Raw genomic sequence first — 24697 nt, 5'->3', positions numbered from 1 at the left:
GCGAGAGCGTCACAGCCTCACCACCTGTCCGCCGTCCACGCTGACGACCTGGCCGGTCAGCCAGCGCGCGGCGTCGGAGAGCAGGAACAGGACGGTGGGCGCCAGGTCTTCGGGCGTGCCCATCCGCTTGATGGCCAGGCCCTTGGTCATCGCTTCCTGGAACTCCACCGGAACGATGCTCCGGGTGGCGTCGGTGTCGGTGGGGCCCGGTGCGATCCCGTTGACCCGGATGTTCCTGCCGCCGAGTTCTGCGGCGAGCGAGGCGGTCAGGCTGTTGATCCCGGCCTTCGCGAGCCCGTAGTAGCCGCCGCCCATCCAGGCCGCCGTGGACGACTGGTTGACGATCGCCCCGCCCTCGGTCATGTGCGGGATCACGGCGCGGGTGCAGTGCAGTGCGCCCATCAGGTTCACCTGGAGGAACCGGTTGAGGTAGTCAAGGGGAACCGTGGTGAGGCCGTCGCGCCGCATGCTGTGGAAGATCGCGGCGTTGTTGACGAGGTAGTCGATGCGCCCGAACTCCGCCATCACGGCGGCCGCCATCGCCTCCGCCGACGCCGGGTCGGCCACGTCCACCTTGACGAACAGGGCGGCGTCGCCGATCTCCTTGGCGACGCGTTCGCCCTGTTCCTCGTTGAGTTCGGCGACCACCACGCGTGCGCCCTCGGCGGCCAGCGCCCGGGCGTACTCCTCGCCGATTCCCTGTCCCGCACCGGTGACGATCGCCACCTTGTCCTGGAACCGCATCCTGCCTCCTCGCTCGGATGGGCGGCTTGCTCCAACGTGGCGGAAACTACATTCTCACTTTCCGCAAATCAACCATCCGGACATGAGAATGTCTCCAACGCTGCGAGTTGACCCACTCCAGCCACTCGCGCGACCGAAATCCGGCCTTCCGGCCCGGAGGTCCGGTCTGCACAGCACTTCCGGGCGGACCAGCAGCGAGAATACGCTTCTCGCATCCGGAAGGGAGATTTTCATGATCGAGACGAAGGCGCTGAGCCCGAGCCTTGGAGTTGAGGTCACCGGCGTCGGGGACCGACTCGACGACGAGCTGATCAGCCGCTGCGCGGAGGCGCTGAAGTGGCGCGGCGTCCTGCTGATCCGTGGTCTGCATCTCGACGACGAGGCCCAGTTGGCCTTCAGCCGGAGGCTGGGCGAGGTCGTCAGCCTGCGCGGCAGGGAGATCTTCACCATCTCGCTCGACCCGGCCAGGAACCCGACGGCCGAGTACCTCAAGGGCACCTTTCACTGGCACATCGACGGCACCACCGACGGCGTACCGACGAAGACGACCACACTGACGGCACGTCACGTGGCGGCGACCGGCGGCGGGACGGAGTTCGCCAGTACGTACGCGGCGTACGAGAACCTGCCGACGGCGGACCGCAAGCGGTACGACGACCTGCGGGTGGTGCACAGTCTGGAGGCGGCACAGCGACTGGTGAACCCGGACCCGGACGAGAAGCTGCTCGCGGCCTGGCGCACCATCCCCACGCACGAGACCCCGCTGGTCTGGAGGCGCCGCGACGGCCGGTGCTCGCTCGTCATCGGTGCGACGGCCGACCACATCGTCGGCATGGAACGGGCCGAAAGCCGGGCGCTGCTCGACGAGTTGCTGGCCTGGTGCACCCAGGAGCGCTTCCGCTACGCGCACGACTGGCGGGTCGGCGACTTCGTGATGTGGGACAACACGGGGATGCTGCACCGGGCGCTGCCGTACGACCCTTCCTCGGAGCGGACGCTGCACCGCACCACCGTCGTCGGAGACGAGGCCCTCGTATGAAGACCGCCCTTGTCACCGGTGGTGGTTCCGGTATCGGACTGGCCGTCGCGGAGCGTCTGAAGGCCGACGGCTATCACGTCGCGACGCTCGATCTCCACCCTTCCGGAACGGCGTTCTCGCAGACCGCCGACGTCACCGACCGCGCACAGGTGGACGCGGCGCTGGCCGCCGTCAGGGATCGGCTGGGCCCGGTCACGATCCTGGTCAACGCGGCCGGGATGGATGGCTTCAAGCGCTTCCAGGACCTCACGTTCGCGGCCTGGCAGCGGGTGATCGACGTCAACCTCAACGGCGTCTTCCACTGTGTGCAGGCCGTCCTCCCCGACATGCTGGAGGCCGGCTGGGGGCGCGTCGTCAACATCTCCTCGTCCAGCGCGCAGTCGGGCCAGCAGTTCATGGCGCACTACGTGGCGTCCAAGTCGGCGGTCAACGGTCTGACGAAGGCGTTGGCTCTGGAGCTCGGTCCGGCCGGGATCACCGTCAACGCGGTTCCGCCCGGCTTCATCGACACCCCCATGCTGCGCAAGGCGGAGTCGCGCGAGCTGATCGGGGGGACGGTCGAGGACCACATCCAGCGCACCCCCGTACGCCGGGTCGGCCGCCCGGAGGACATCGCCGCGGCCTGCGCGTTCCTGGTCTCGGAGGAGGCCGGGTACATCACCGGCCAGATCCTGGGCGTGAACGGCGGGCGGAACACGTGAAGCGTCTCTCGCCCCTCCCGCACGCCGAGTGGGACACCGAGGCGCTGGGCGCCTTCGCCCCGGGACACCCGCTGCCGCCCTCCAACGCACTCGGGCTGTTCGCCCAGCACCCCGAACTGGCCAAGGCGTTCCTGACCTTCAACCGATATCTGCTGACCGCCTCGACGCTGCCCAAGCGCACCCGCGAACTGGCCATCCTGCGGGTGGCCTGGCGGCGGCGCTGCCGCTACGAGTGGGCGCAGCACCTGCTGATCGCCCGGCGGGCCGGCGTCACCGACGAGGAGATCGACGAGGTCCGCGCCGGAGCGCCCACGCTGCTCAACAGGGCGGTGGACGAACTCGAAACGGAGTCCTGTCTGTCCGACGCGATCTATCAGGAGCTCGCCGTCGAGCTGGACGGCCGCCGGCTCATGGACCTGGTCTTCACGGTCGGCTCGTACGGCCTGCTGGCCGCTGCCTTCAACACCTTCGAGGTGGAGCTCGATCCCGGACTGCCGGAAGAGAACTTCAATTTCCCTGAGTGAGAATGCTATTCTCACTCAGGAGAAGGGAGTGACCATGCCACACTTCGCCAAACCGGCAGCGGGGAGCTGGACCGAGCAGTACCCCGAGCTGGGCACCGGCCCCGTGAACTACGAGGACTCCATCGATCCCGCGTACTACGAGGCCGAGCGGGAGGCCATCTTCAAGCGGACCTGGCTGAACGTCGGGCGCGTCGAGCTCCTGCCGAAGACCGGCAGCTACTTCACCAAGGAGCTCGCGGTCGCGGACACCTCGCTGATCCTCGTGCGGGGCAAGGACCAGCAGATCCGCGCCTTCCACAACGTCTGCCGGCACCGCGGCAACAAGCTGGTCTGGAACGACTACCCGGCAGAGGAGGTCAAGGGCACCTGCCGCCAGTTCACCTGCAAGTACCACGCCTGGCGGTACGACCTGGCGGGCGACCTCACGTTCATCCAGCAGGAGGAGGAGTTCTTCGGCCTCGACAAGGGCGAGTACGGCCTGAAGTCCGTGCGCTGCGAGATCTGGGAAGGCTTCGTCTTCGTCAATCTCGACCCCGACGCGCAGCCGCTGGCCGAGTACCTCGGCGAGATGGCCAAGGGCCTGGAGGGCTACCCCTTCCACGAGATGACCGAGGTCTTCACCTACAAGGCCGAGGTGGGCAGCAACTGGAAGCTGTTCATCGACGCGTTCGCGGAGTTCTACCACGCGCCCGTCCTGCATCTGAAGCAGGCCGTGAAGGGCGAGGCCGACAAGCTCTTCACCGTCGGCTTCGAGGCGCTGCACTACGAACTGCACAGCCCGCACTCGATGATCTCCTCCTGGGGCGGCATGTCACCCCCGAAGGACCTGAACATGGTCAAGCCGGTCGAACGGGTGCTGCGCAGCGGCCTGTTCGGCCCCTGGGACCGCCCCGACATCGCGGGCCTCGACACACTGCCGGCCGGCCTCAACCCGGCCCGGCACCGGGCGTGGGGCAGTGATTCCTTCGAGTTCTTCCCCAACATGACGCTGCTGGTCTGGGCGCCGGGCTGGTATCTGACGTACCACTACTGGCCGACCGCGGTGGACAAGCACGTCTTCGAGGCGAACCTGTACTTCGCGCCCGCCAGGACGGCGCGCGAGCGGCTGGCCCAGGAGCTCGCGGCGGTGACGTTCAAGGAGTACGCGCTCCAGGACGGCAACACCCTGGAGGCCACCCAGACCATGCTCCAGAGCCGCGCCGTCATGGACTTCCCGCTCAACGACCAGGAGATCCTCCTGCGCCATCTGCACAAGGTGGTCGGGGACTACGTCAAGGAGCATGCCGATGCTGCCGACTGACTTCGCGGCACTGGAGCCGTACGCCGACTGGATCCTGGAGAACGAGCGGGAGCGGTACGCCAAGCGCCTGGCCAGCTCGATGGAGGAGATGCAGGCCTTCTACGACGCGGCTTTCCCGCTGCTGGAGAAGGCCGCAGCGCACCTCGACGAATTCGTGCTCCACGAACTGCCCGAAGCGGAGCGCAATCTGCTGCTCCTGATGTTCTCCCTCGTGAATGTGTCGTTCCCGGTCGAGGTGTGGAAGCAGCCCAGGGTGCCGGACAGCGGCGCCGCCTATCTCGACCTCGTCGTCGAACCCCGGGTCTGAGCGGCATGCTCACGCTCAGAGCCGCGCGTGTGCTTCATGTCGAGACGGGGGAGATCGAGGAGCCGGGGCTGATCGGCGTCGACGGCGACCGCATCACGTACGGCGGCGCCGCCAGGCGCGGCAGCCACGGCGCCGAGGGTGACGTACTGGACCTGGGGGACGTCACCCTGCTCCCCGGCCTGATGGACATGGAGGTCAACCTTCTGATGGGCGGCCGGGGAGAGATCGCGGGCCTCTCCCTCGTCCAGGACGATCCGCCGCTGCGGATGCTCCGCGGGGTGGCCAACGCCCGCCGTACGCTGCGCTCGGGGTTCACCACGGTCAGGAACCTCGGTCTGTTCGTCAAGACCGGCGGGTATCTGCTGGACGTCGCGCTGGCCAAGGCCATCGACGCCGGGTGGATCGACGGCCCCCGTATCGTCCCCGCGGGACACGCCATCACCCCGACCGGCGGCCATCTCGACCCCACGGTTTTCGGCGCGTACGCGCCCGGGATCATGCCTCTGTCCATCGAGGAGGGCGTCGCCAACGGGGTCGACGAGGTGCGCAAGGCCGTCCGGTACCAGATCAAGCACGGGGCACGGCTGATCAAGGTCTGCGCGTCCGGCGGCGTGATGTCGCACACCGGCCTGCCGGGCGCGCAGCACTACTCCGACGAGGAGTTGCGGGCCATCGTGGACGAGGCCCACCGGCGCGGCCTGAAGGTGGCGGCCCACACCCATGGCGCCGACGCGGTCCGGGCAGCCGTGGAGGCCGGGATCGACTGCATCGAGCACGGCTTCCTGCTCGACGACGAGACCATCGAGCTGATGGCCTCGCGCGGCACCTTCCTGGTGCCGACCACCGCGCTGATCGACGGGATGGACATGTCCCATGCCGCGCCCGAACTGCGGGCCAAGGCCGCCGAGATCTTCCCGCACGCCCGGTCCGTGGTCGCCCGGGCGGTCAAGGCGGGCGTCAGGCTGGCGGTCGGCACGGACGCGCCGGCGATCCCGCACGGCCGGGGCGCGCAGGAGCTGGCCGCGCTGGTCGAGCGGGGCATGGAGCCACTGGAGGTGCTCCGGGCGGCGACCGTCAACGCGGCCGAGCTGATCGAGGCGGACGACCGGGGCCGGATCGCCGAGGGGCTGCTCGCGGATCTGATCGCCGTACCGGGCAACCCGCTTGAGGACATGTCGGTGATGGCGGACGTCAGGTTCGTGATGAAGGGGGGCAAGGTCTTCCGGCACGAGTCGCCGTGAGCGGGGTCGAGCGGGGTTGTTTGAAGGGCGGGGCGCTGACTGCGCCCCGCCCTTCAAACAACCCCCGCGCAAGCTCAAGCGACCGCGCTCACTGCGACCTGATGTGGTCCTTCATCTCCTCCAGCCGCGTGAGAATCGGATATCCGCCCACGCTCAACGCGTTCCCGTGCCCGGTCTCATGGATGTCGAACACCGACTGCACGGCCGCGTAGAAGCCCTGTACGTCCAGGGTCTGGTTGACGGCCCGCTTGGCCTGCCGGAGGGCGAAGGGATGCATCTGGGCGATCTGTGCGGCCAACTCCTGGACAGCCTCGTCGAGTTGGTCCAGCGGTACGACCCGGTTGACCATCCCCACCTTCTCCGCCTCCTCGGCGGTGACGGCCCTCCCCGTGAAGAGAATCTCCTTCGCCTTGCGCGCGCCCAGCTCCCAGGTGTGCCCGTGGTACTCCACTCCCCCGATGCCCATGTGCACCACGGGATCGGAGAACTCCGCGTTCTCCGCGGCCACGATCAGATCGCAGGGCCAGCACAGCATCAGCCCGCCCGCGATGCACTTGCCCTGCACCGCGGCGATCGAGGGCTTGGGCACATTGCGCCAGCGCAGCGTGTACTCCAGATACCGGCGCGCCTCGGCGCTGTAGATCCACTCCAGGGTGATCTCCTTCGGGGCCGGCCAGCGGTCCTTCAGGTCGTGTCCGGCGGAGAAGTGCCGCCCGTTGCCCCGCAGCACGATGACCCGTACGTCATCGTCGGCCGCGGCCCGGGTCCAGGCCGCGTCCAGGTCGTCGAGCAGCGCCATGGTCTGGGCGTTGGCGACCTCGGGCCGGTTCAGCGTGATGACCGCCACCCGGTCGCTGACCTCGTACAGGATCTGGTCGTCCATCCGCGTCGTCCTTGTCTGAAGGCTGAAGGCTGAAGGCTGAAGGCTCGGTCATCTCGGCAGGCCGAGGATGCGCTCGGCGATGATGTTGCGCTGGATCTCGGAGGTGCCGCCGGCGATGGTGCCGCCGAAGCTGCGCGCGTACCGCTCGAACCAGCTGGCCGTGAACACCTCCAGGTTCATATGGGTGTACGGGCCTGTCCGCGCGGGATGCAGCAGGGCCTCGGGCCCGTGCGCCTCCAGCGCGTGCAGGTCGGCGGCCTGGCAGGCCTCGGAACCGAACAGCTTGAGCACCGAGATCTCCACCGGGTTCCGGTCGGGGGCGAGCAGCCGGTAGCCGAGGAGCCGCAGGGCCTGGACGTCCATGAGCAGCGTCGCGTACCACTCCTCGTCGCAGGCCGCGTCCTCGATCAGGCCGTCCATGCGCTCGGCGTAGTGCAGCCACAGCAGGGTCCGTTCGTGCCCGAGCGAACCGTTCGCGACCCGCCAGCCCTCGTTGAGGGGGCCGACCAGGTTCTCCTTCGGCACCCGGACGTCGGTGAAGAACACCTCGTTGAAGTCGAGGTCGTCGGGCGCGGCGATCGACCCGAAGGGCCGCCTGACCAGCCCCTCGGAGTCGGTGGGGATCAACAGGACGCTGATCCCCTTGTGTTTGGGGGCTTCGGGATCGGTACGGACGAACGTCAGCAGCACGTCCGCGTCGTGTGCGCCCGAGGTCCACACCTTCTGCCCGTTGACGACGAACTCGTCGCCGTCGAGGACCGCGCGGGTGCGCAGCCCGGCCAGGTCGGACCCCGCTCCGGGCTCGCTCATGCCGAGCGAGGCGGTGATCTCCGCCCGCAGGATGGGCAGAGCCCACCTCGTCTTCTGCTCCTCGGTGCCGAAGCTCAGCAGTGAGGCGGCGATGATGTTGAGGCCCTGCGGGTTGAAGCTGTGGTAGATCCGCCGCCGGGACAACTCCTCCAGGTGGGCGACCACTTGGGGCAGGGTCGCGTTCCGCCCGCCGTACTCGGGCGGCTGGGCGGGCAGCAGCCAGCCCGCGTCGAAGAGCTTTCGCTGCCAGCGCCGGGCCCATTCCGGCACATGAGAACTCGACTTCGGGCGGTCCGTGGCCTCTTCGGTTCCTGGCAGGTTGGCGTCGAGGAAGGCGTTGAACTCGGCGCGGAACGTCTCGATCTCGGGGTCGGGGGCGAGTCTCATACCAGCAGCGCCTTCCTGTGCTCGGACGCCGTGCCGAGGAGCAGATCACCGGACTTGGCCCGTTTGAGATGGATCTGCAGTTCGTTCTCCCACGTGTAGCCCATGGCGCCGAACAGCTGGAATCCGTGCTGGAAGCACACCCGTTGGCAGTCCCCGGCGGCGGCCTTGGCCATGGCGGCGGCCTTGCCGCGGCGCGGGTCGTCCTCGGCGATGGTCAGCGCGGAGAAGTAGGCGAGCACCTTGGCCCGTTCGATGGCGACGTACATGTCGGCGGCCTTGTGCTTGACCGCCTGGAAGGAGCCGATGGGCACGCCGAACTGGTGCCGCTGCTTCACATGCGCGACCACCAGGTCCAGGATGCGACGGCAGCTGCCGACCGTGGAGACAGCCAGTCCCATGAGGGCCAGGTCCGGTACACCGGCGACCAGATCCGGTACGCCGGGGACCAGGCCCGGCGCGTCCACGTGGGCGACATGCAGGGTCGGGTCGAAGACGGAGAGCCGCTCTGCGGGAACGTCCTTCCCGTCCCGCACGACGACGCCCTCAGAGGTGAGAAGCGCGATCTCGTCCGCCCGGTCCGCGTCGAGCACGAACCGCCCCGCTCCGTCGAACACGCCCGTGCCCGAGCCGCGCGGCAGCCGTCCGGCCAGCGGCGCGAACCAGGTGGCGGTGGCGAGGAAGGGGGTCGGATCGGCGGCGTACCCCAGTTCCTCCAGAACGATCGCCAGCTCCACGGGGCCGGCCTCCAGCCAGCCCAACTCCAGGTAGGTGGCCCAGAGTTGCTTCTCGGGCAGCGACCGGGACTTGGCCACCGTCTCGCGGACCATTCTCTGGAGCAGCCGCTGGTCCTCGTCGAACTCAAACTCCACGGGTGACCTCCACAAGTACCTTGCCGAGGGCGCCGCGGCCGAGATCCAGGGCGGTCGCCACGTCGTCGAGCGCGTACACGGCATGGATACGGGGATGGATCGCCCCGTCGGCGAACAGCTGGTGCAGTTCGGCGCGGGCGGTCACGAGCTTCTCCCGGTCGTGGCGTGCCCAGCCGCCGAAGTCGAAGCCGTGGATCGTGACCCCTTTGAGCATCGCCAGGTTGAGCGGGAGACGCGGGATCTCACCGCTCGCGAATCCCACGCTCACAAACCTGCCGCCCCAGCGCATGGCCCGCAGCGCCTGCTCGGAGTGCGGCCCGCCGACCGGGTCGATCACCACGTCGGCCCCACCCAAGTCCCGTATCCCGCACTTGAGTTCGTCGTACGGCAGCACATGGTGGGCGCCCTGTTTGGTGGCGACCGCCCGCTTCTCCTCGGTGGAGGCGACGGCGATCACCTCGGCTCCCAGCAGCGCGGCGAGTTCGACGGCGGCGAGGCCGACTCCGCCCGCCGCGCCGAGCACCGCCACCCGCTCACCGGGCCGCATGCCGGCGACCAGACGCAGCGCGTTGAACGCGGTGGCGTGCGAGACGCCGAAGGCCGCGGCGACGTCCGACGGGATCGCCTCGGGGATGCGGTGCAGGCTGCCCGCCGGGGCGGCCACGCGCTCGGCGAAGGCGCCGACGAACACGGAGCCCATGACCCGTTCGCCCGCGCGGAACCCGTGGCCCGACCGCGCGACCGTACCCACGAACTCACTGCCCGGCGTGAAGGGCGGCTCCGCCCTGACCTGGTACGTCCCCCGGATCACCAGTACGTCGGCGAAGTTCACGGCCGCGAAGCGTACGTCGACGGTCACTTCGCCCCGCGGGTCGGGGATGTCCTCGACGGTCACCGGGCCGCCGAGGGTGTGGCAGCGGGCGGCCCTCATAGCCGGGTCGCCGCGGCCAGTTCGGCCGCCTGGGCCGCCATCGACAGGACCGCGTCCCCGTAGTAGGCCATCTTCGGGTTGCCGCCCTCGCCCTTCACATGGCGGGCGTAGCCGCCCTCCAGCACGATCGCCATCTTGTAGCGGGCCAGGATGATGTAGTAGTCGATCTCGCCGACGTCCTTGCCGCTGACCTTGGAGTAGTGCTCCAGGAGGTCGGCCCGGTCGGGCATGCCGGTGTAGTCGACGTACCCCTTCTGTGTCCGGTCCTCGTCGGCGTCCGGCCAGCCCATGAGCACCCAGCCGAGGTCGAGCAGCGGGTCGCCGACGGTGGACATCTCGAAGTCGACCAGGGCCGCCAGCTCGGCCGGCACCTCGTGACGGAACATCACATTCGCGAACTGGTAGTCGCCGTGGATGATCCCGGGCTCCCAGTGACTGGGCCGGTGCTCGCGCAGCCAGGCGGCGGCCTCGTCCAGGCCCGGTATCTCGCGGAACCGGAACTTCGCCAAGTGCGCCTGCCAGCGGTCCACTTGGCGGTCGTGGAAGCCGTCCGGCCGGCCGAAGCCCTCCAGGCCCTGGGCCCGCCAGTCGACGTTGCCGAGCCGGGCGATGCCCTCCACCAGCGCGTAGGCGAGCGAGGGCCGCAGCGACGGGTCGCTCAGATACGGCTCGGGCCAGCCGTCGGTGTTCATCGGCGACCAGCCGTCGACATGGCCCATCAGGTAGAAGCAGGAGCCGATCACGTCGGTGTCGTCGCAGACGGCGACGGCCTCCGGGTGCGGTACGTCCGTGCCGTTCAGCGCCCTGAGCACGCGGTACTCGCGCAACATGGTCTCGTTGCGCCCCGGCGGAACCTTCTGGGGCGGCTTGCGCAGCACCAGCCGGCGGTCGCCGCGCCGGATCGAGTAGATGTCGTTGGAGGTGCCCCCGGAGATGAGGGACGCCACGACGGGTTCGCCCGGGGCGATGCCCTGGCCGTCCAGCCAGCGGGCGAGCGGCTCGATGTTCACAGGTCCTCCAGCTGCTTGCGGGCCCACTCCTTGCGAGAGGGCAGATGCTGGGTGGGCCAGAGCCCGGGCGCGGGCTCGTAGCCGCGCAGGAGGTCCCGGGCCACCGTGACCTTGTGGACCTCCGACGGTCCGTCGACGACCGACATGACGGCCGCGCCGGTCCACATGTCGCCGAAGGGCATCTCGTTCGACACGCCCAGGGCGCCGTGCAGGTGCATGGAGCGGTAGGCGACGTCGTGCAGCACCTTCGGCGTCAGGAACTTGATGGCGGCGATGTCCTTCCGGACCCGCTTGTAGTCCTGGTACTGGTCGATCTGCCAGGCGGTGTAGAGGACGAAGAGCCGGAACTGCGTCAACTCCGCATAGGAGTCGGCGAGATCGGCCTGGACGAGCTGTTTGTCGGCGAGCCTGCCGCCCTGCGTCTCGCGGGAGAGGGCGCGCTCGGCCATCATGTCGAGCGCCCGCTGGGCCTGTCCGACCACACGCATGGCGTGGTGGACACGTCCGCCGCCCAGCCGCGTCTGGGCGATGGCGAACGCCTGGCCCTCACCGCCGAGCAGCGCGTCGGCGGGCACGCGGGCCCCGTCGTACTCGATCAGCGCGTGCATGCCGTCGTCCGGGCCCTCGCCCATCAGTCCGAGGTTCCGCTCCATGCGGACCCCGGGGGTGTCGCTCGGCACCAGGAACATCGACATGCCCTTGTACGGGCTGACGTCCGGGTTCGTCACCGCCATCACGATGACGAAGCGGGAGGTGCGCGCGTTGGAGGAGAAGAACTTGCGGCCCGTGATGACCCAGTCGTCGCCCTCGCGTACCGCGCGCGTCGTGAACAGCGTCGGGTCGGCGCCGGCCTGCGGCTCGGTCATGGAGAAGCAGGAGAAGCACTCGCCTTCGAGCAGCGGCTGGAGATAGCGCTCCTTCTGCTCGTCCGTGCCGTAGCGGGCGATGATCTCGGCGTTGCCGGTGTCCGGGGCGGCCGTGCCGAAGATGACGGGGGCCCAACTCGACGCGCCGAGGATCTCGTTGATGAGCGCGAGCTTGAGCTGTCCGAAGCCGCGCCCGCCCAGTTCGGGGCCGAGATGCGGGGCCCACAGACCCTGGTCGCGCACCTGCTGTTTGAGCTTGCGGACGACGGGGCCTAGCTCGTCGTCTAGCGGCTGGAAGGCCCGGCCGGGGTAGAGCAGGTCGAGCGGTTCGATGCGTTCGGCGCGGAAGTGTCTGATCCACTCCAGCTTCTCCTCGAACTCCGGCTCTGTGCGAAAGTCCCATCCCATTGCGCGAGAATAACATTCTCACTCAGCGCAAGTAAGGGTCTCGTAACTTGCGGTGCGGGATTCGGTAGGGCGACCCGCCTTATTACCGTTGAAGTGGAGTATCGTTCTGCAAGTGACAGCAGTCCCCGAAGAGCCAGCGTGGCGCCAGCGCGCCGTCGAACGGTCCACCCGTGCCGCCAAGCTCCGCGCGGAGCAACGCGTGCAGCGCTTCCTGGACTCGGCGCAGGAGTTGATCGCCGAGAAGGGAACGACGGACTTCACCGTCCAGGAGGTCGTCGACCGTTCGAAGCAGTCGTTGCGCAGCTTCTACCAGCACTTCGACGGCAAACACGAGCTGCTGCTGGCCCTGTTCGAGGACGCGCTCTCCACATCGGCGGCCGAGATCCGCGAGGCCGCGTCCGGGATGAGCGATCCACTGGAGTCCCTTCGGCTCGCCGTGGACATGCTGTACCGGCAGTCGCACCCGAGCCCCGGTGTGCAGCGCCCGCTGTTCAGCGACTTCGCCCTCCAACTGCTGGTCAAGCACCCGGCCCAGGTGGCCACGGCGCACGTTCCGCTGCTCACGCTCTTCACTGAGCTGATCGAGCAGGCCGCCGAGGCCGGCGTCATCCCCGCCGGAAGGCCCCGCCGCCAGGCCTCGCTGGTCATGCAGACCATCATGTTCGCCGCCCAGGCCCACGGCGTCCCGGCCGACAGCCACTCCCATCCGGTCACCGCCGAGGAGATCTGGCAGTTCTGCCTCGGCGGCATCTCGGGCGTCCCGGCCACGGCGGGCAGGTCGGCCGCCGGCTAGTCCAACTTCCGGACGGCCAGCCGGACTTCCGGACGACCGGTCCAGCTTCCGTACGACCGGACCGGTCCAGCTTCCGCACGACCGGTCAACTTCCGTACGCTGACGTGAAATTCTGCTTCTCTGTGAGCGAGAGTAAGGTTCTCGCTCACGGGGCAGGATCCGAGGGTGACACCAAGACCTTCCTACCGGGTCGTCCAATGGGCCAGCGGAAACATCGGCGCCCGCACCCTGCGCGCGGTCGTCGAGCACCCGCGGCTGACCTTGGCCGGTCTGTATGTGCATACGCCGGCCAAGGCGGGAAGCGACGCCGGAGAGCTGTGCGGGCTGGGCAACGCGACGGGGATCATCGCGACCCGGGACATCGACGAGATCACGGCTCTCGGCGCCGACTGCGTCCTCTACACGCCGCGCGCCTGCGACTTCGACGAGGTGTGCCGACTGCTGGCCTCGGGCGCGAACGTCGTGACCACCCGGGGTGAGTTCCACCGCGCGGACAGCCTCGACCCTGCGGTGCGTGGGCGGGTCGAGGCCGCGTGCGACCGCGGTGGGACCTCGATCCACAGCACCGGAAGCAGCCCCGGATTCATCACGGAGGCTCTGCCGCTGGTACTGACGTCGATCCAGCGGCGGCTCGACGGTCTGACGATCGACGAGTTCGCCGATCTCTCCCGACGCGACTCGCCCGGGCTGCTCTTCGAGGTGATGGGCTTCGGAAAGCCCCCTGCCGAGTTCGACGAACGCCGGTTGTCCGTGGTGCGCGACAGCTTCGGCCCGTCACTGCGTCTCGTCGCCGACACCCTGTCGCTGCGCCTCGACTCGGTGGAGGCGACCGGCGAGGTCGCGACCGCGCCCCGCCCCGTTCACATCGCCGCCGGCGTCCTGCCGACCGGCACCGTGGCCGCACAGCGGATCACGGTCGCGGGCCTGCGCGACGGCCGCCCGGTGCTGCGCTTCCGCGCCCACTGGTACTGCACCACCGATCTCGGCCCCGCATGGGATCTCCGCCCCACCGGCTGGCACGTCACGGTGGACGGCGACGCTCCGCTCGACGTCGACATCCGCTTCCCGGTACCCCTGGACCGGATGGCGGCCACATCGCCCTCGTACACGGCGAACCGCGCTGTCAACGCGGTGCCCTTCGTCTGCGCGGCACCCCCTGGAATCCGTACGACGGCCGACCTGCCCCAGATCGTCGCCGCGCTCGGCCCCTCATAGCCACGCCCGAACGCTCATAGCCACGCCCGGCCCGACACAGTCACGCTCGGACCCTCGCCACCGGCCACCCGCCCCCGACCACCCGAGGCACCTGCCCCGCAGCAGCACCCCGGTTTCCCACAATCCGCGGGCTCCCCGCAGTCCGCGGGCTTCCGGACAGGCGCTGCACTCAGGTTCGCGACACCTTCTCGGACGTGATGTCCACGTCCTCGGCGGAGTAGAAGTCGTCGACCATCCGGTGGAACAGGCGGGCCAGCTGCCGCAGCTCGTCCGAGTCCCAGTCCTTCAGGGCGACCTGCATACCCCGGACGCTCGCCTCGCGGACGCGGTCGATCGCCTCCCGGCCCCTCGGGGTGATCTCGATGCGCTGCGCGCGACGGTCGTCCGGGTCCGGGACCCGGGTCACGTAACCGGCCTTCTGCAGTTGCTGCACCTGGCGGGTGACGTGGGACGCCTCCACGGCCAGCAGATTCGCCAGTTCACCCAGGCGCATCGGCTCGGAATCGGCGATCTGCCGCAGCAGCGCCACGGCCGCGCGCTCCAGCGACACTCCGGCCAGAGCCATCAGGCGGTCGTGCTGCCTGACCCGGCTGGTCAGATAGGAGATGCGATTGAGCGCGCCCTCGATCTCCGTGATGTCGGCCGAGGCCGGGGCGTCTGTCGGCGGTGTGGTGGGCATGGGCCCATCCTAGCAGCTAATTGCCTGACTCAAGTAAATTACCCATTAGTTTGCTTGACTCAAGTAACTCCGACATGTTTGCCTGAGTCAAGCAAGCCACCCACGGCCGTCCTGGCCGTGGGTCCCCAGACCGGGGCCACACAGAGCGGACGTGGCCCCGTCGCGCCGAACCCGTGGGGACGGGGAGCGGCGCAGTCCCGGACCCGGCGATCGGACACCCCCTGCCCGTCGCCGGGTCCGAGGACACCGGCCGACCATGCCTCTCCCCTCTGCACCGGGGCGGACGTCGGCTCAGTGCCCGTGTCACTGCTCATCGGCCCTCCGGGCGCCGATCACCGGCCTGGTGTCCACCGCGAGGCGGAGCTCCCCGCACGCCGCTTCGCACCACGCGAACACCCCGCATGGGACCACCTGAGACGGAAGACAGGACACTCCGATGGGAAGTTACACACGAGCAGGACTGGCCGGCGTGGGCGTCACGTGCGGCGTGCTCCTGCTCGCGGTCAGCGTCGGGAACAACAACGACGGCGACAAGACCACCTCCACCCAGCCCAAGGGCGCGGCAGCCGCCGCGCCACCGAAGGGCCCGTACGTCGCGCTCGGCGACTCGTACACCGCGGGACCGAAAATCCCTTCCCAGACCGGGAAGCCTGCGGGCTGCGAGCGCTCCGACCACAACTACCCCTCGCTGGTCGCCGAGAAGCTGGAGATCGACGCGGCCGACTTCCGCGACATGAGCTGCAGTGGCGCCACCCTCGCCGATCTGTCCGCTCCGCAGCACACCGACAGCGGCGTCAACCCGGCCCAGCTTTCCGCCCTTTCGGACTCGACCCGGCTGGTGACCATCGGCATCGGCGGCAACGACATCGGCTTCAGCTCGCTGGTCAAGAACTGCGTCAAGCAGGGCGCCCTCTACGTCGCGACCGGCAGCGGCAAGTACACCGGGAACGACGCGCCCTGCAAGGGGAAGTACGTCTCCGGCGGCACCGACGAGGTGCGGCAGAAGATCCGGGCGGCGGGAGAACGCCTGGCCGACACGCTGAACGAGGTCAAGCAGCGGGCCCCGAAGGCCCGGGTCTACGTCGTGGGATATCCGTCGATCCTGCCGGACAAGGGCAAGGACTGCGACGACGACATGACGCTCGCACCCGACGACGCGACCTTCCTCAACGACAAGGAACAGCAGCTCAACAGCACACTGCGGCAGCGCGCGGCGGACGCCGGGGCCGGATACGTCGACACGTACACCCCCTCCGCGGGCCGCGACGTCTGCTCGGCGAGGGAGACCCGCTGGACAGAGCCCCTCATCCCGGCAGCCCCGGCCGCCCCCGTCCACCCCAACGAGCGCGGTGAGCGCGGTATGGCCGACGCCGTCCTGCGCACGGTCAAGGGCTCGTAGCGACGAAAGACGACCCAGCGAGACGAAGAGGAAGAGGTACGACATGAGAAGCACAGGTACGGGGCTGGAAGGACGCGGCGTCGTCGTCACCGGAGCGGGCTCGGGCATCGGCCGGGCCACCGCCCTGGAGTTCGCCGAGGAAGGCGCGAAGGTCCTGGTCGCCGATCTGAACGAGGACGCCGCCGAACAGGTCGTCAAGACGATCGAGTACGCGGGAGGCGTCGCCCGCGCGGTCGTCGGCGACCTCAGTGACCCGCAGGTGGTCGAGGAGGTCGTCGCCACGGCCGTGGACACCTTCGGCGGCCTGGACGTGCTGGTGAACAACGCCGGCGTCATGGACCACATGTCGGCGCTCGCCGACACCGGCGACGCCGAGTGGGAGCGCGTCATACGGGTCAACCTGACCGCGCCGTTCCAGCTCACCCGTGCCGCGCTGCCGCACATGCTGGCGGCGGGCAGCGGCTCGATCGTGTTCACCGCCTCCGAGGCCGGCCTGCGGGGCAGCACGGCCGGCGCCGCGTACACCGCCTCCAAGCACGGCATCGTGGGGCTGACCAAGTCCCTCGCCGTGATGTACCGGAACCAGGGCATCCGTACCAACGCCATCGCCCCCGGCCCCACCGCGACCAGAATCCAGGTCGATTCCCAGCCGAAGGCCCACGGCCCGAGCCTCATCGGTCCCTACATCGGCCTCTCCGGCAGGGTGTCCGAACCCGAGGAGCAGGCAGCCGCCATCGTCTTCCTCGCCTCGGACGCCGCCAGCAACATCAACGGCGTCGTCCTGCCGGTCGACTTCGGCTGGTCAGCCGTCTGACTGGCCGTCAAGAACCCCACCCTCCACTACACCTGTACGTCTGCAAGAGAGCGAGCATTCCATGGCCACGATGAAGTCCGTCCAGACCGGCCCCGTCGGCAAGATCGACGTCGTCCACGTCGAGCGGCCGGTGCCCGGCCCGAAGGACGTACTGATGCGGATCCGCGCCTGCGGCATCTGCGGCACCGATGTGACCTTCCTGCACATGGGCGGCATGCCGTCCCGGGGAGCGGCGGGCGGCGAGCTGGTCCCAGTGCCGCTGGGCCACGAGCCGGCCGGTGAGATCGTCGAGGTGGGAGCCGAGGTCACGGACCTGAAGGTCGGCGACCGCGTGGTGGTCAACCCGCAGGACGCGCCGAGCGGAATCATCGGGTGCGGCGGCAAGTTCGGCGGGATGAGCGAGTACCTCCTCATCGAGAACGCCGTCGCCGGCAAGAGCGTCGCGGTCTTCCCCGACACCGTTCCCTTCGACGTCGCCGCGCTCAACGAGCCGATGGCCGTCGCCCGGCACGCCGTCAACCGCTCCGAGGCCAAGCCGTCGGACAAGGTCGTGGTGTTCGGGGCCGGGCCCATCGGCCTGGGCGCCACCATCTGGCTGAAGCTGCGCGGGGTCGAGCACGTGGTCGTCGCCGACGTGATCCCCGAGCGGCTGGAGACGGCGCTGGCCGTCGGCGCGGACGCCGTCATCAACTCCGCCACCGAGGACATCACCGCCCGGCTGACCGAGCTGCACGGCCAGGCCGCCAACGCCCTCGGCCAGCCCCGTGCCGGAACCGACATCTACATCGACGCCGCCGGCGCGCCCGCCGTCTTCAACGCCACCATCGCCGCCGCCCAGTGGGGCGCCAAGATGGTCATGGTCGCCGTACAGAAGAAGTCCGACGCGATCGACCTCGCCGGCATGCTCCGCAGCGAGCTGACCCTCATCGCCTCCCAGGGCTACCCCACGGAGATCTTCGAGGTCACCCAGGAGATCGCCGAGCACCACGAGCGCTTCGCCAAGCTGATCAGCCACCGCATCCCGTTCGCCGAGGCCGAGCGTGCCTTCGAACTCACGCTGACGCCGGGGGCGGCGGAGAAGGTGGTCGTCACCTTCGGCGACGAGGCGTAGTCAGCACCGACGAGGCGTAGTCACCACGCCGTAGAACACCCGCACCACCCCTGTGGCCGTGCCGCACGTCCGAGCGGCGCGGCCACGCCTTTGTCCGCTCCCGTAGGCGGTCGTGTCCTGCTCGGGGACCATGCGCCGGGCCTCGTGTACTGCGTTCTCAGTAGTCCGGATTGTCGGCAGGCGCACGACGACAGGACACCCCCGTCCCCGGGAGCCTGGGGACGTATCCGAGATCAGATGTGGAGATCCCTGCTCGTGGCAACTTTCCTGTATCGACTGGGCCGCCTGGCCTTCCGGCGGCGCTGGTTCGTCGCCCTCATATGGGTGGCGGTGCTCGGTGCGGTCGGTTTCGGCGCGGCCACGGCGCCTGCCGCCCCCGACGCGAGCAACTCGATGCCCGGCATCGAGTCGCAGAAGGCGTTCGACCTGATGGAACAGCGCTTCCCGGGGGCGAAGGCCGACGGAGCGAGCGCCCGGGTCGTCTTCGTCGCTCCCGACGGGCAGAAGGTCACCGCCTCCGAGAACAAGGCTGCCATCGAGAAGTTCGTGTCCGAGGCCGCCGACGGTTCGCAGGTCGCCAGTGCGGTCAGCCCCTTCCAGGCGAAGGCGGTCAGCAAGGACGCCTCCACCGCGTACGCGACCGTCACCTACAAGGTGAAGGCCGACGACCTCACCGACGCCAGCAAGAACTCCCTGAAGGACGCCATCAAGCAGGCCCAGGGTTCGGACCTCACGGTCGAGGTGGGAGGCACCGCGCTGGCGACCCAGCCCGCCGCGGGCGGGTCGGCCGAGGCGATCGGTATCGCCATCGCCGCCCTCGTGCTGCTGATCACCTTCGGTTCGCTGGCCGCCGCTGGGCTGCCGCTACTGACCGCGATCATCGGCGTCGGCGTGTCCATGGCCTCGATCATGGCCCTGGCCAGCGCGCTCGGCCTGTCCTCGACCACCGGCACGCTCGCCAGCATGCTCGGTCTCGCCTGCGGTATCGACTACGCCGTGTTCATCGTCTCCCGCTACCGCGAGGAGCGTGCCAAGGGCCACGCGCCGCAGGAGGCGGCCGGACTCGCCGCGGGCACCGCCGGATCGGCGGTCGTCTTCGCCGGCCTCACCGTGGTCATCGCGCTGGCCGGACTCTCGGTCGTCGGCGTGCCGATGCTGACCAAGATGGGCCTGGCCGCCGCCGGTGCGGTCGCCGTCGGTGTCGTCATCGCGCTGACGCTGGTCCCGGCCCTCCTCGGCTTCTGGCCGAACGCCGTACTGGCCCGCCGTGCCCGCAAGAGCGGCGAGATCAAGGAGGCCGGCGAGCACAACGGCGGCACCCGCTGGGCCCGGTTCGTGCTGCGCCGCCCGGTGCCCGTGCTCATCGCCTCGGTCGTCGGCCTCGGCGCGCTCGCCGTACCGGTGATGGACCTCCAGCTGGGCATGTCCGGAGACGAGGCGAAGTCCACCTCCACCACCGAGCGGCGTGCCTACGACGACCTCGCCAAGGGTTTCGGGCCCGGCTTCAACGGTCCGCTGACCATCGTCGTGGACGCCAAGGGCGCCGATGACGCGAAGGCCGCGGTGGCGACGATAGAGAAGAAGATCGGCGACACCGAGGGAATCGTCTCCGTCTCGGCCGCGCGGTTCAACCAGGACGGCGACACCGCGGTCTTCTCCGCGGTCTCGGCCGAGGCGCCCACCAGCGAGAAGACGAAGGATCTCGTCCAGACCATCCGCGACGACCGTCCGGCCACCGAGGCCTCGACCGGTGCGGAGTTCGAGGTCACCGGCACCACAGCGCTGAACATCGACGTCGCGCAGAAGATGCAGGACGCGCTGATCCCGTACCTCATCGTGGTGGTGAGCCTGGCGATCCTGCTGCTGATGATCGTCTTCCGCTCCATTCTGGTGCCGATCAAGGCGGCCGTCGGCTTCCTCCTGTCGGTGCTCGCGGCCCTCGGCTCGGTCGTCGCGGTCTTCCAGTGGGGCTGGGGCGCCGACCTGCTCGGCGTCGAGTCGACCGGTCCGATCATGAGCATGATGCCGATCTTCCTGGTGGGCATCGTCTTCGGCCTCGCGATGGACTACGAGGTGTTCCTCGTCGCCCGGATGCGGGAGGCGTACGTCCACGGGGACCGGCCCGGGCAGGCGATCGTCACCGGGTTCCGCTACAGCGCCCGGGTCGTGGTGGCCGCCGCGCTGATCATGATGGCCGTGTTCTCGGGCTTCATCGGAGCCGGCGAGTCCATGATCAAGATGATCGGCTTCGGTCTCGCCATCGCCGTCCTCTTCGACGCGTTCGTGGTCCGCATGGCGCTCGTGCCCGCGGTCCTCGCCCTGCTCGGCAAGGCCGCGTGGTGGATGCCGCGCTGGCTGGACAGGATCCTGCCCAAGGTCGACGTGGAGGGCGAGGCGCTCAGCCACCAGTCCTCCACCACCCCCGCGCAGCCGGACCCGGCCGACCTGGAGTCGGCCCGCGTCTGACGACCCCCGCGTCAGACAGTCCCTGCGCCCAGGGGTGCTGTGCGGGACCTTCGCAGCACCCCCGAGGGCCGCCCGTGTCACCACGGGCGGCCCTCATCGGCCGTTCCGCGACATCGGCCGTCCCACGACATCGGCCGTTCCACGACACGGTCCCCATTGGCCCTTCCCGCACCACCGCGCCCACCATGGACGCAGCTCACCCCGACCGGAGAACCGATGATCACCAGCTGGCAGCGGTACAGGGCGGACCATCCCCGTGTGGTCGACGTGATGATCGTCCTGGTGGCGTTCGCCCTCACGCTCTTCGGCTGTGTGATCAGCCTGGAGCCCGCGGGCGAGGAGATCCCGTTGTGGCCCGGCGCGCTCCTGGGGGCCGCCGGCTCCGCGGCCCTGTGGTGGCGCAAGACGCACCCCCGCACGGTCGTCGCGGTGACCGCGGTCGCCGCCAACACCGCCGGGGCCCTGGGCTATCTCCTCACTCCCCTGCTCCTCGCACCGGTCATGAGCGCGCTGTACTGGCTGGCGATGCGCACCAGCCGCAGGACGGGCCGGATCGCCCTCGTCGGCGTCGTCTCCCTGCTGGTGACCACGGCCCTGGTCGACGACCGCTACGCCTACCCGTGGCCCCTCAAGACGCTCGGCCCCGCGTTCTGGGTGCTGGCGCCGGTCGCCTGGGGCACGGCGACCCGGCTGCGCCGCGCCTACCTGGAGGCCGCACACGCCCGCGCCGAGTACGCCGAGCGCACCCGCGAGGAGGAAGCACGGCACCGGGTCGCGGAGGAGCGCATGCGCATCGCGCGCGAACTGCACGACGTCGTCGCCCACCACATGGCCCTGGCCAACGCCCTCGCGGGCACCGCCGCGCATCTCGCGCGCACCCACCCCGACCAGGTCCAGCGGATCCTCGACGACCTGGCCGGCACCACGTCCTCGGCGCTACGTGAACTCAAGGCCACCGTCGGCCTGTTGCGGCAGGCGAACGAGCCCGACGCTCCCCTGGAACCGGCCCCCGGCCTCGGCCGGCTCTCCGACCTGACCAGCGCGTTCGCGGCCGCCGGGCTCACGGTCACCGTCACCGTCGAAGGGGAGGAGCAGCCGCTCTCACCGGGGGTGGACCTGACGGCGTACCGGATCGTGCAGGAGGCCCTCACCAACGTCGCCAAGCACGCGGCCGCGAAGACGGCGCGCGTCCGGCTGGCGTACACCCACGACCATGTGACCATCACGGTCAGCGACGACGGGGACGCCGCGGCCCCGGCCGCCCCTTCTCCGAGCGGCGGCTTCGGCCTGATGGGCATGCGGGAGCGCGCCCAGTCGGTCGGCGGCCGCCTTCAGGCGGGACACCGCCCGGAGGGTGGCTTCACTGTCACCACGGAGCTGCCGATCCGCACGTAGCACCGAAGATCCCTGACGTGGAACCCGCGATTGCTGACTCCACCGGTCCCCCAGTCCCTCAAGCCCCGCCCCATCCCAGGGAAGAAGACCGCACCAGATGACCATCCGCGTCCTGCTCGCCGACGACCAGGCCCTCCTGCGGGCCACCTTCCGGATCCTGATCGACTCGTGCGACGACCTGCACGTGGTCGCCGAGGCCACCGACGGCAAGGAAGCGGTCGAACTCGCCCAAGTCCACCACCCCGACGTCGTCCTCATGGACATCCGCATGCCCGGCACCGACGGTCTCACCGCGACCACGGCCATCTGCGCCGACCCGGACCTGTCGGCCACCCGCGTCCTCATCCTCACCACGTTCGAGATCGACGAGTACGTCGCCCAGGCCGTGCGCGCCGGCGCGAGCGGCTTCCTCGGCAAGGACGTCGTCGCCGACGCGCTGCTCGACGGCATCCGCACCGTGGCCTCCGGCGACGCCCTGCTCTCCCCCGCCGCCACCCGCGCCCTCATCACCCGCTTCCTCACCACTCCGGCACCGGGCACCCCGCTGGCGCTCCCCGATTCCCTCGACACCCTCACCGCCCGCGAACGCGAGGTGATGGCCCTGGCGGCGGAGGGCCAGTCCAACACCGAGATCGCCGAGCAACTCGTGGTCAGCCCCTTGACCGTACGCACCCACATCCATCGCGCCATGACGAAGCTCAACGCCCGCGACCGCGCCCAACTCGTCGTCATCGCCTACCAGTCGGGCCTGGTACGCCCCACACCACCCGAGACACCGCAGCCGCCGCACTGATCAGTCACGCGAGGCGACTTCGGCGACGGCCCGTCGATCACCCGGACGGCGCCGGCCGGTGGCGGCCGTGGGCGCGGGGTGCTGGCCTGGCACTCCCGTCCGATGCCCGATACCAATGCCTGTCCGAGGCCCGACCGAGGCCCGTCCGATGAGCCGTGCGAGTTCAGTGGGAGCCGCAGCATGCCCGAGACGCCAGATATGTCAGGGATGTCCGATCCGGGCGATGCCGTCACGGAGACCTTCGCGTTCATGTGCGGAAACTGCGGCGAGTCCTGGGAGCAGACCTTCGAGGTCGTGTTCCTCCCCGACCCGGCCGCGCTCAACCCTCAGGAGTACGTCGACGAGGACGGCAAGGCCATGCGGTCACCGCTGGCCGACGCGGTCTGTCGCGTGTGCGGGAGCCGGAGGGTGCGGGTGATGGCACCCGACCTCGCCGAACGGGCCAAGGCGGCCGAGGACGCGGAACACCCGCACCACAGCCATCACTTGCATCTGCCCCACCGGTCGCATCCGGCGCGGCGGACCGACTCGGAGGACTGACTGGCCTTACGGGCATCGGCACCGGGGCGGGGTCAAGGGGAGTTCACGCGTGCACGGTGTCCGGCTTGTACACGGAGAGCGCCCAGATCACGAAGAGGTCGACGGCGATCACGATGAGGCCCCAGAGGGGCGCGTACGGCAGGAACATGAACTGGAAGATGATGCTCAGCGCGGCGATCAGGATGCCGGTGAGCCGTGCCCACGCCTCTCTCGTGAGGATGCCCCAGCCGGTGACGGCGGTGACGGCGCCCAGCATCACCAGGATCCAGCCCCAGCCAGTGAGGTTGATCCGGTACGTGTAGTCGCCCACGCGGGCGTACACGTCGTCCTTGGCGATGGCGGCGATGCCCTGGAGGATATGGAGGATGCCGTTCATCCCCATCAGGACGCCCGCGAAGGTGACTCCGCCGGCCGCCCAGGCACTCTTGCGCGACGGCGGCGCTCCGGTGCCGGTGCCGGCACCGGTGTCCTGCGGAGTGTCCGACGGCTGCGAGGCATCCTGGCTCATGTTCGACCCCTGCGTGGTGTCGGCGGGTTCCCGCCCGGTGCGGTGAACGCCGAGGCGAGTTCGAGCCTCCGCCCCGGCCTGGCACTCCGCCACGCGGGCTCGGCCGATCGGGTGACGGCCTGCACAGTCCTCTCGCCGTAGGACTTGCGCAGCCCGTTCGCCGCGATGGCCAGGTTGGTCATGAGGGGTGTTTCTCCTTGCTCACAGGCTGCGGGCGGTGATGTCGCCGTAGGCGGTGGTCGCGTGGATGTTCAGGCCGGCGGCGCCGCCGTCGGTGTTCTTGAGCGCGTTGTGGATCCGGCCGTAGCCGGTGCCGGCGTCCAGGGCGGCGGAGACTCCGCGGGCGGCGCCGACCGAGATCTCGCCGTGTTCGGTGCGCAGCGTGACCGTGCCGCGCACGGCCTCGGTGATGTGGAGGTCGCCCTTCTGGGTGCTGATCTCCGCGGGGCCGCCCAGGCGGCCGACCGAGACGTCGCCGGCCTGGAGGGTGAGGCGGGCGCTTGCCGCCTCGTCGAGCTTGACCGTGCCCTGCGCGCTCTCGAAGGCGACGTCGCCGAGCCGTCCGACGCCACGGAACTCGGCGCTGGCCGCCTTCGCCTCGATGCGGGAGCCGGCGGGCAGCTGGACGGTCACCTCGATGGATCCGGAAGCGCCGAGGATCCGGTTCTTCGCCGCCGGGGCCTCGATCCGCAGGACGCCGTCGCCGTATGCGACCTCGATCTGCTCCGCCGCCTTCACGTCGCGGCCCTTCGAGGCGTCCGCGGGCAGAACCTCGACCGTGGTGTCGGCCCGGTCGGCGGCGATGAACCGGATGCGTCCTGCGGGGATGTCGAGGACGGCGGAGACCGGGGAGGGGGTGTCGAACTTCTGCATCGTGCTCTCCTTCTTCTGCAGCGTGCACTCTTCGGCCCGCTGTTTCTGATGATGGAAAAGCTACGTTGCGTTCATAGAGTTGGCAACATAA

The 24697-nt window shown here is 69.6% G+C and carries 26 protein-coding genes; 15 read left to right on the top strand and 11 right to left on the bottom strand.

What is annotated here, in order from left to right; genetic code table 11:
* Positions 1-9: 9 nt before the first annotated feature.
* Positions 10-744 (bottom strand): SDR family oxidoreductase, encoded by a 735-nt coding sequence (locus OG975_RS35550; RefSeq protein WP_406333422.1) that lies wholly within the window; start codon positions 742-744, stop codon positions 10-12.
* Between the two features lie 232 nt (positions 745-976).
* On the opposite strand from OG975_RS35550, the gene OG975_RS35545 reads away from it, so the two are divergent.
* Genes OG975_RS35545 through OG975_RS35520 form a run of 6 tightly spaced genes read left to right on the top strand, consistent with a single transcriptional unit; the run spans position 977 to position 5856 of the window.
* On the top strand, positions 977-1783 hold the full coding sequence (locus tag OG975_RS35545; RefSeq protein ID WP_406333421.1) for a TauD/TfdA dioxygenase family protein: 807 nt from the start codon (positions 977-979) through the stop codon (positions 1781-1783).
* On the top strand, positions 1780-2484 hold the full coding sequence (locus tag OG975_RS35540; protein WP_406333420.1) for an SDR family NAD(P)-dependent oxidoreductase: 705 nt from the start codon (positions 1780-1782) through the stop codon (positions 2482-2484). Before OG975_RS35545 ends, OG975_RS35540 begins: the two co-directional genes overlap by 4 nt.
* Complete coding sequence (locus OG975_RS35535; protein ID WP_406333419.1) at positions 2481-3008, top strand: carboxymuconolactone decarboxylase family protein; 528 nt, start codon at positions 2481-2483, stop codon at positions 3006-3008. The genes OG975_RS35540 and OG975_RS35535 overlap by 4 nt, the downstream gene beginning before the upstream one ends.
* A 34-nt stretch (positions 3009-3042) precedes the next feature.
* Positions 3043-4308: an aromatic ring-hydroxylating dioxygenase subunit alpha gene (locus OG975_RS35530; RefSeq protein WP_406336620.1), complete on the top strand. Its 1266-nt coding sequence runs from the start codon at positions 3043-3045 to the stop codon at positions 4306-4308.
* Positions 4295-4615, top strand: coding sequence for a hypothetical protein (locus OG975_RS35525; protein WP_327432342.1), 321 nt, complete (start codon positions 4295-4297; stop codon positions 4613-4615). The genes OG975_RS35530 and OG975_RS35525 overlap by 14 nt, the downstream gene beginning before the upstream one ends.
* Before the next feature lie 5 nt (positions 4616-4620).
* Entirely contained in the window at positions 4621-5856 is a 1236-nt protein-coding gene (locus tag OG975_RS35520; RefSeq protein ID WP_406333418.1) for an amidohydrolase family protein, read from the top strand.
* Positions 5857-5944: 88 nt separating this feature from the next.
* Here the strand turns inward: OG975_RS35520 and OG975_RS35515 are convergent, their stop codons facing one another.
* From OG975_RS35515 to OG975_RS35490, 6 genes are read right to left on the bottom strand one after another with little or no spacing between them, the layout of a single operon-like run.
* Complete coding sequence (locus OG975_RS35515) at positions 5945-6739, bottom strand: enoyl-CoA hydratase (protein ID WP_406333417.1); 795 nt, start codon at positions 6737-6739, stop codon at positions 5945-5947.
* A 48-nt stretch (positions 6740-6787) separates the two neighbouring features.
* A complete protein-coding gene (locus OG975_RS35510) occupies positions 6788-7936 on the bottom strand; it encodes an acyl-CoA dehydrogenase family protein (protein ID WP_406333415.1) in 1149 nt (382 codons plus the stop codon).
* Positions 7933-8805 (bottom strand): acyl-CoA dehydrogenase family protein, encoded by an 873-nt coding sequence (locus OG975_RS35505; protein WP_406333414.1) that lies wholly within the window; start codon positions 8803-8805, stop codon positions 7933-7935. Before OG975_RS35505 ends, OG975_RS35510 begins: the two co-directional genes overlap by 4 nt.
* Complete coding sequence (locus OG975_RS35500) at positions 8795-9736, bottom strand: NADPH:quinone oxidoreductase family protein (RefSeq protein ID WP_406333412.1); 942 nt, start codon at positions 9734-9736, stop codon at positions 8795-8797. Before OG975_RS35500 ends, OG975_RS35505 begins: the two co-directional genes overlap by 11 nt.
* Positions 9733-10746 carry a phosphotransferase family protein gene (locus OG975_RS35495; protein WP_406333411.1) on the bottom strand — a complete coding sequence of 338 codons (1014 nt, stop codon included), beginning with the start codon at positions 10744-10746 and terminating at the stop codon, positions 9733-9735. Before OG975_RS35495 ends, OG975_RS35500 begins: the two co-directional genes overlap by 4 nt.
* On the bottom strand, positions 10743-12020 hold the full coding sequence (locus OG975_RS35490; protein ID WP_327432335.1) for an acyl-CoA dehydrogenase family protein: 1278 nt from the start codon (positions 12018-12020) through the stop codon (positions 10743-10745). Before OG975_RS35490 ends, OG975_RS35495 begins: the two co-directional genes overlap by 4 nt.
* A 112-nt stretch (positions 12021-12132) precedes the next feature.
* On the opposite strand from OG975_RS35490, the gene OG975_RS35485 reads away from it, so the two are divergent.
* A complete protein-coding gene (locus OG975_RS35485) occupies positions 12133-12813 on the top strand; it encodes a TetR/AcrR family transcriptional regulator (protein ID WP_406333409.1) in 681 nt (226 codons plus the stop codon).
* Between the two features lie 165 nt (positions 12814-12978).
* Complete coding sequence (locus OG975_RS35480) at positions 12979-14028, top strand: dihydrodipicolinate reductase (protein WP_406333408.1); 1050 nt, start codon at positions 12979-12981, stop codon at positions 14026-14028.
* Positions 14029-14197: 169 nt separating this feature from the next.
* Here the strand turns inward: OG975_RS35480 and OG975_RS35475 are convergent, their stop codons facing one another.
* The gene (locus tag OG975_RS35475) at positions 14198-14707 is read right to left on the bottom strand and encodes a MarR family winged helix-turn-helix transcriptional regulator (RefSeq protein ID WP_369263000.1); all 510 of its coding nucleotides are present in this window, start codon (positions 14705-14707) and stop codon (positions 14198-14200) included.
* Between the two features lie 436 nt (positions 14708-15143).
* On the opposite strand from OG975_RS35475, the gene OG975_RS35470 reads away from it, so the two are divergent.
* The 7 genes from OG975_RS35470 to OG975_RS35440 all read left to right on the top strand — a co-directional run bounded on the left by OG975_RS35470 (position 15144) and on the right by OG975_RS35440 (position 23225).
* Positions 15144-16106, top strand: coding sequence for an SGNH/GDSL hydrolase family protein (locus OG975_RS35470; protein WP_406333406.1), 963 nt, complete (start codon positions 15144-15146; stop codon positions 16104-16106).
* Positions 16107-16149: 43 nt separating this feature from the next.
* Positions 16150-16920, top strand: coding sequence for an SDR family NAD(P)-dependent oxidoreductase (locus tag OG975_RS35465; protein WP_327432330.1), 771 nt, complete (start codon positions 16150-16152; stop codon positions 16918-16920).
* 61 nt (positions 16921-16981) lie between these two features.
* Positions 16982-18031 carry a zinc-binding dehydrogenase gene (locus OG975_RS35460; RefSeq protein WP_406333405.1) on the top strand — a complete coding sequence of 350 codons (1050 nt, stop codon included), beginning with the start codon at positions 16982-16984 and terminating at the stop codon, positions 18029-18031.
* Between the two features lie 255 nt (positions 18032-18286).
* Complete coding sequence (locus tag OG975_RS35455; RefSeq protein WP_406333403.1) at positions 18287-20497, top strand: MMPL family transporter; 2211 nt, start codon at positions 18287-18289, stop codon at positions 20495-20497.
* A 216-nt stretch (positions 20498-20713) separates the two neighbouring features.
* Positions 20714-21892, top strand: coding sequence for a sensor histidine kinase (locus tag OG975_RS35450; RefSeq protein WP_406333402.1), 1179 nt, complete (start codon positions 20714-20716; stop codon positions 21890-21892).
* Positions 21893-21989: 97 nt separating this feature from the next.
* The gene (locus OG975_RS35445; RefSeq protein ID WP_406333401.1) at positions 21990-22685 is read left to right on the top strand and encodes a response regulator; all 696 of its coding nucleotides are present in this window, start codon (positions 21990-21992) and stop codon (positions 22683-22685) included.
* 180 nt (positions 22686-22865) lie between these two features.
* The gene (locus tag OG975_RS35440) at positions 22866-23225 is read left to right on the top strand and encodes a hypothetical protein (protein WP_406333400.1); all 360 of its coding nucleotides are present in this window, start codon (positions 22866-22868) and stop codon (positions 23223-23225) included.
* Positions 23226-23268: 43 nt separating this feature from the next.
* Here the strand turns inward: OG975_RS35440 and OG975_RS35435 are convergent, their stop codons facing one another.
* From OG975_RS35435 to OG975_RS35425, 3 genes are read right to left on the bottom strand one after another with little or no spacing between them, the layout of a single operon-like run.
* Positions 23269-23733, bottom strand: coding sequence for a hypothetical protein (locus OG975_RS35435; protein WP_406333398.1), 465 nt, complete (start codon positions 23731-23733; stop codon positions 23269-23271).
* Positions 23730-23915, bottom strand: a complete 186-nt coding sequence (locus tag OG975_RS35430; RefSeq protein ID WP_406333397.1) for a hypothetical protein — start codon at positions 23913-23915, stop codon at positions 23730-23732. The genes OG975_RS35435 and OG975_RS35430 overlap by 4 nt, the downstream gene beginning before the upstream one ends.
* A 19-nt stretch (positions 23916-23934) precedes the next feature.
* Positions 23935-24606, bottom strand: coding sequence for a DUF4097 family beta strand repeat-containing protein (locus OG975_RS35425; protein WP_406333396.1), 672 nt, complete (start codon positions 24604-24606; stop codon positions 23935-23937).
* Between the last annotated feature and the right edge of the window lie 91 nt (positions 24607-24697).

The organism is Streptomyces sp. NBC_00203, from assembly GCF_045206325.1.
GTDB lineage: Bacteria > Actinomycetota > Actinomycetes > Streptomycetales > Streptomycetaceae > Streptomyces > Streptomyces lutosisoli.
Note: the sequence above shows the minus strand (reverse complement) of the source record. Positions and strands in the feature narration are given on the sequence as shown.

Coding starts and splice junctions, on each gene's coding strand:
- OG975_RS35550 (WP_406333422.1), bottom strand. CDS start 744: ATGCGGTTCCAGGACAAGGTGGCGATCGTCACCGGTGCGGGACAGGGA.
- OG975_RS35545 (WP_406333421.1), top strand. CDS start 977: ATGATCGAGACGAAGGCGCTGAGCCCGAGCCTTGGAGTTGAGGTCACC.
- OG975_RS35540 (WP_406333420.1), top strand. CDS start 1,780: ATGAAGACCGCCCTTGTCACCGGTGGTGGTTCCGGTATCGGACTGGCC.
- OG975_RS35530 (WP_406336620.1), top strand. CDS start 3,043: ATGCCACACTTCGCCAAACCGGCAGCGGGGAGCTGGACCGAGCAGTAC.
- OG975_RS35525 (WP_327432342.1), top strand. CDS start 4,295: ATGCTGCCGACTGACTTCGCGGCACTGGAGCCGTACGCCGACTGGATC.
- OG975_RS35520 (WP_406333418.1), top strand. CDS start 4,621: ATGCTCACGCTCAGAGCCGCGCGTGTGCTTCATGTCGAGACGGGGGAG.
- OG975_RS35515 (WP_406333417.1), bottom strand. CDS start 6,739: ATGGACGACCAGATCCTGTACGAGGTCAGCGACCGGGTGGCGGTCATC.
- OG975_RS35510 (WP_406333415.1), bottom strand. CDS start 7,936: ATGAGACTCGCCCCCGACCCCGAGATCGAGACGTTCCGCGCCGAGTTC.
- OG975_RS35500 (WP_406333412.1), bottom strand. CDS start 9,736: ATGAGGGCCGCCCGCTGCCACACCCTCGGCGGCCCGGTGACCGTCGAG.
- OG975_RS35490 (WP_327432335.1), bottom strand. CDS start 12,020: ATGGGATGGGACTTTCGCACAGAGCCGGAGTTCGAGGAGAAGCTGGAG.
- OG975_RS35475 (WP_369263000.1), bottom strand. CDS start 14,707: ATGCCCACCACACCGCCGACAGACGCCCCGGCCTCGGCCGACATCACG.
- OG975_RS35470 (WP_406333406.1), top strand. CDS start 15,144: ATGGGAAGTTACACACGAGCAGGACTGGCCGGCGTGGGCGTCACGTGC.
- OG975_RS35465 (WP_327432330.1), top strand. CDS start 16,150: ATGAGAAGCACAGGTACGGGGCTGGAAGGACGCGGCGTCGTCGTCACC.
- OG975_RS35460 (WP_406333405.1), top strand. CDS start 16,982: ATGGCCACGATGAAGTCCGTCCAGACCGGCCCCGTCGGCAAGATCGAC.
- OG975_RS35450 (WP_406333402.1), top strand. CDS start 20,714: ATGATCACCAGCTGGCAGCGGTACAGGGCGGACCATCCCCGTGTGGTC.
- OG975_RS35445 (WP_406333401.1), top strand. CDS start 21,990: ATGACCATCCGCGTCCTGCTCGCCGACGACCAGGCCCTCCTGCGGGCC.
- OG975_RS35440 (WP_406333400.1), top strand. CDS start 22,866: ATGCCCGAGACGCCAGATATGTCAGGGATGTCCGATCCGGGCGATGCC.
- OG975_RS35435 (WP_406333398.1), bottom strand. CDS start 23,733: ATGAGCCAGGATGCCTCGCAGCCGTCGGACACTCCGCAGGACACCGGT.
- OG975_RS35430 (WP_406333397.1), bottom strand. CDS start 23,915: ATGACCAACCTGGCCATCGCGGCGAACGGGCTGCGCAAGTCCTACGGC.
- OG975_RS35425 (WP_406333396.1), bottom strand. CDS start 24,606: ATGCAGAAGTTCGACACCCCCTCCCCGGTCTCCGCCGTCCTCGACATC.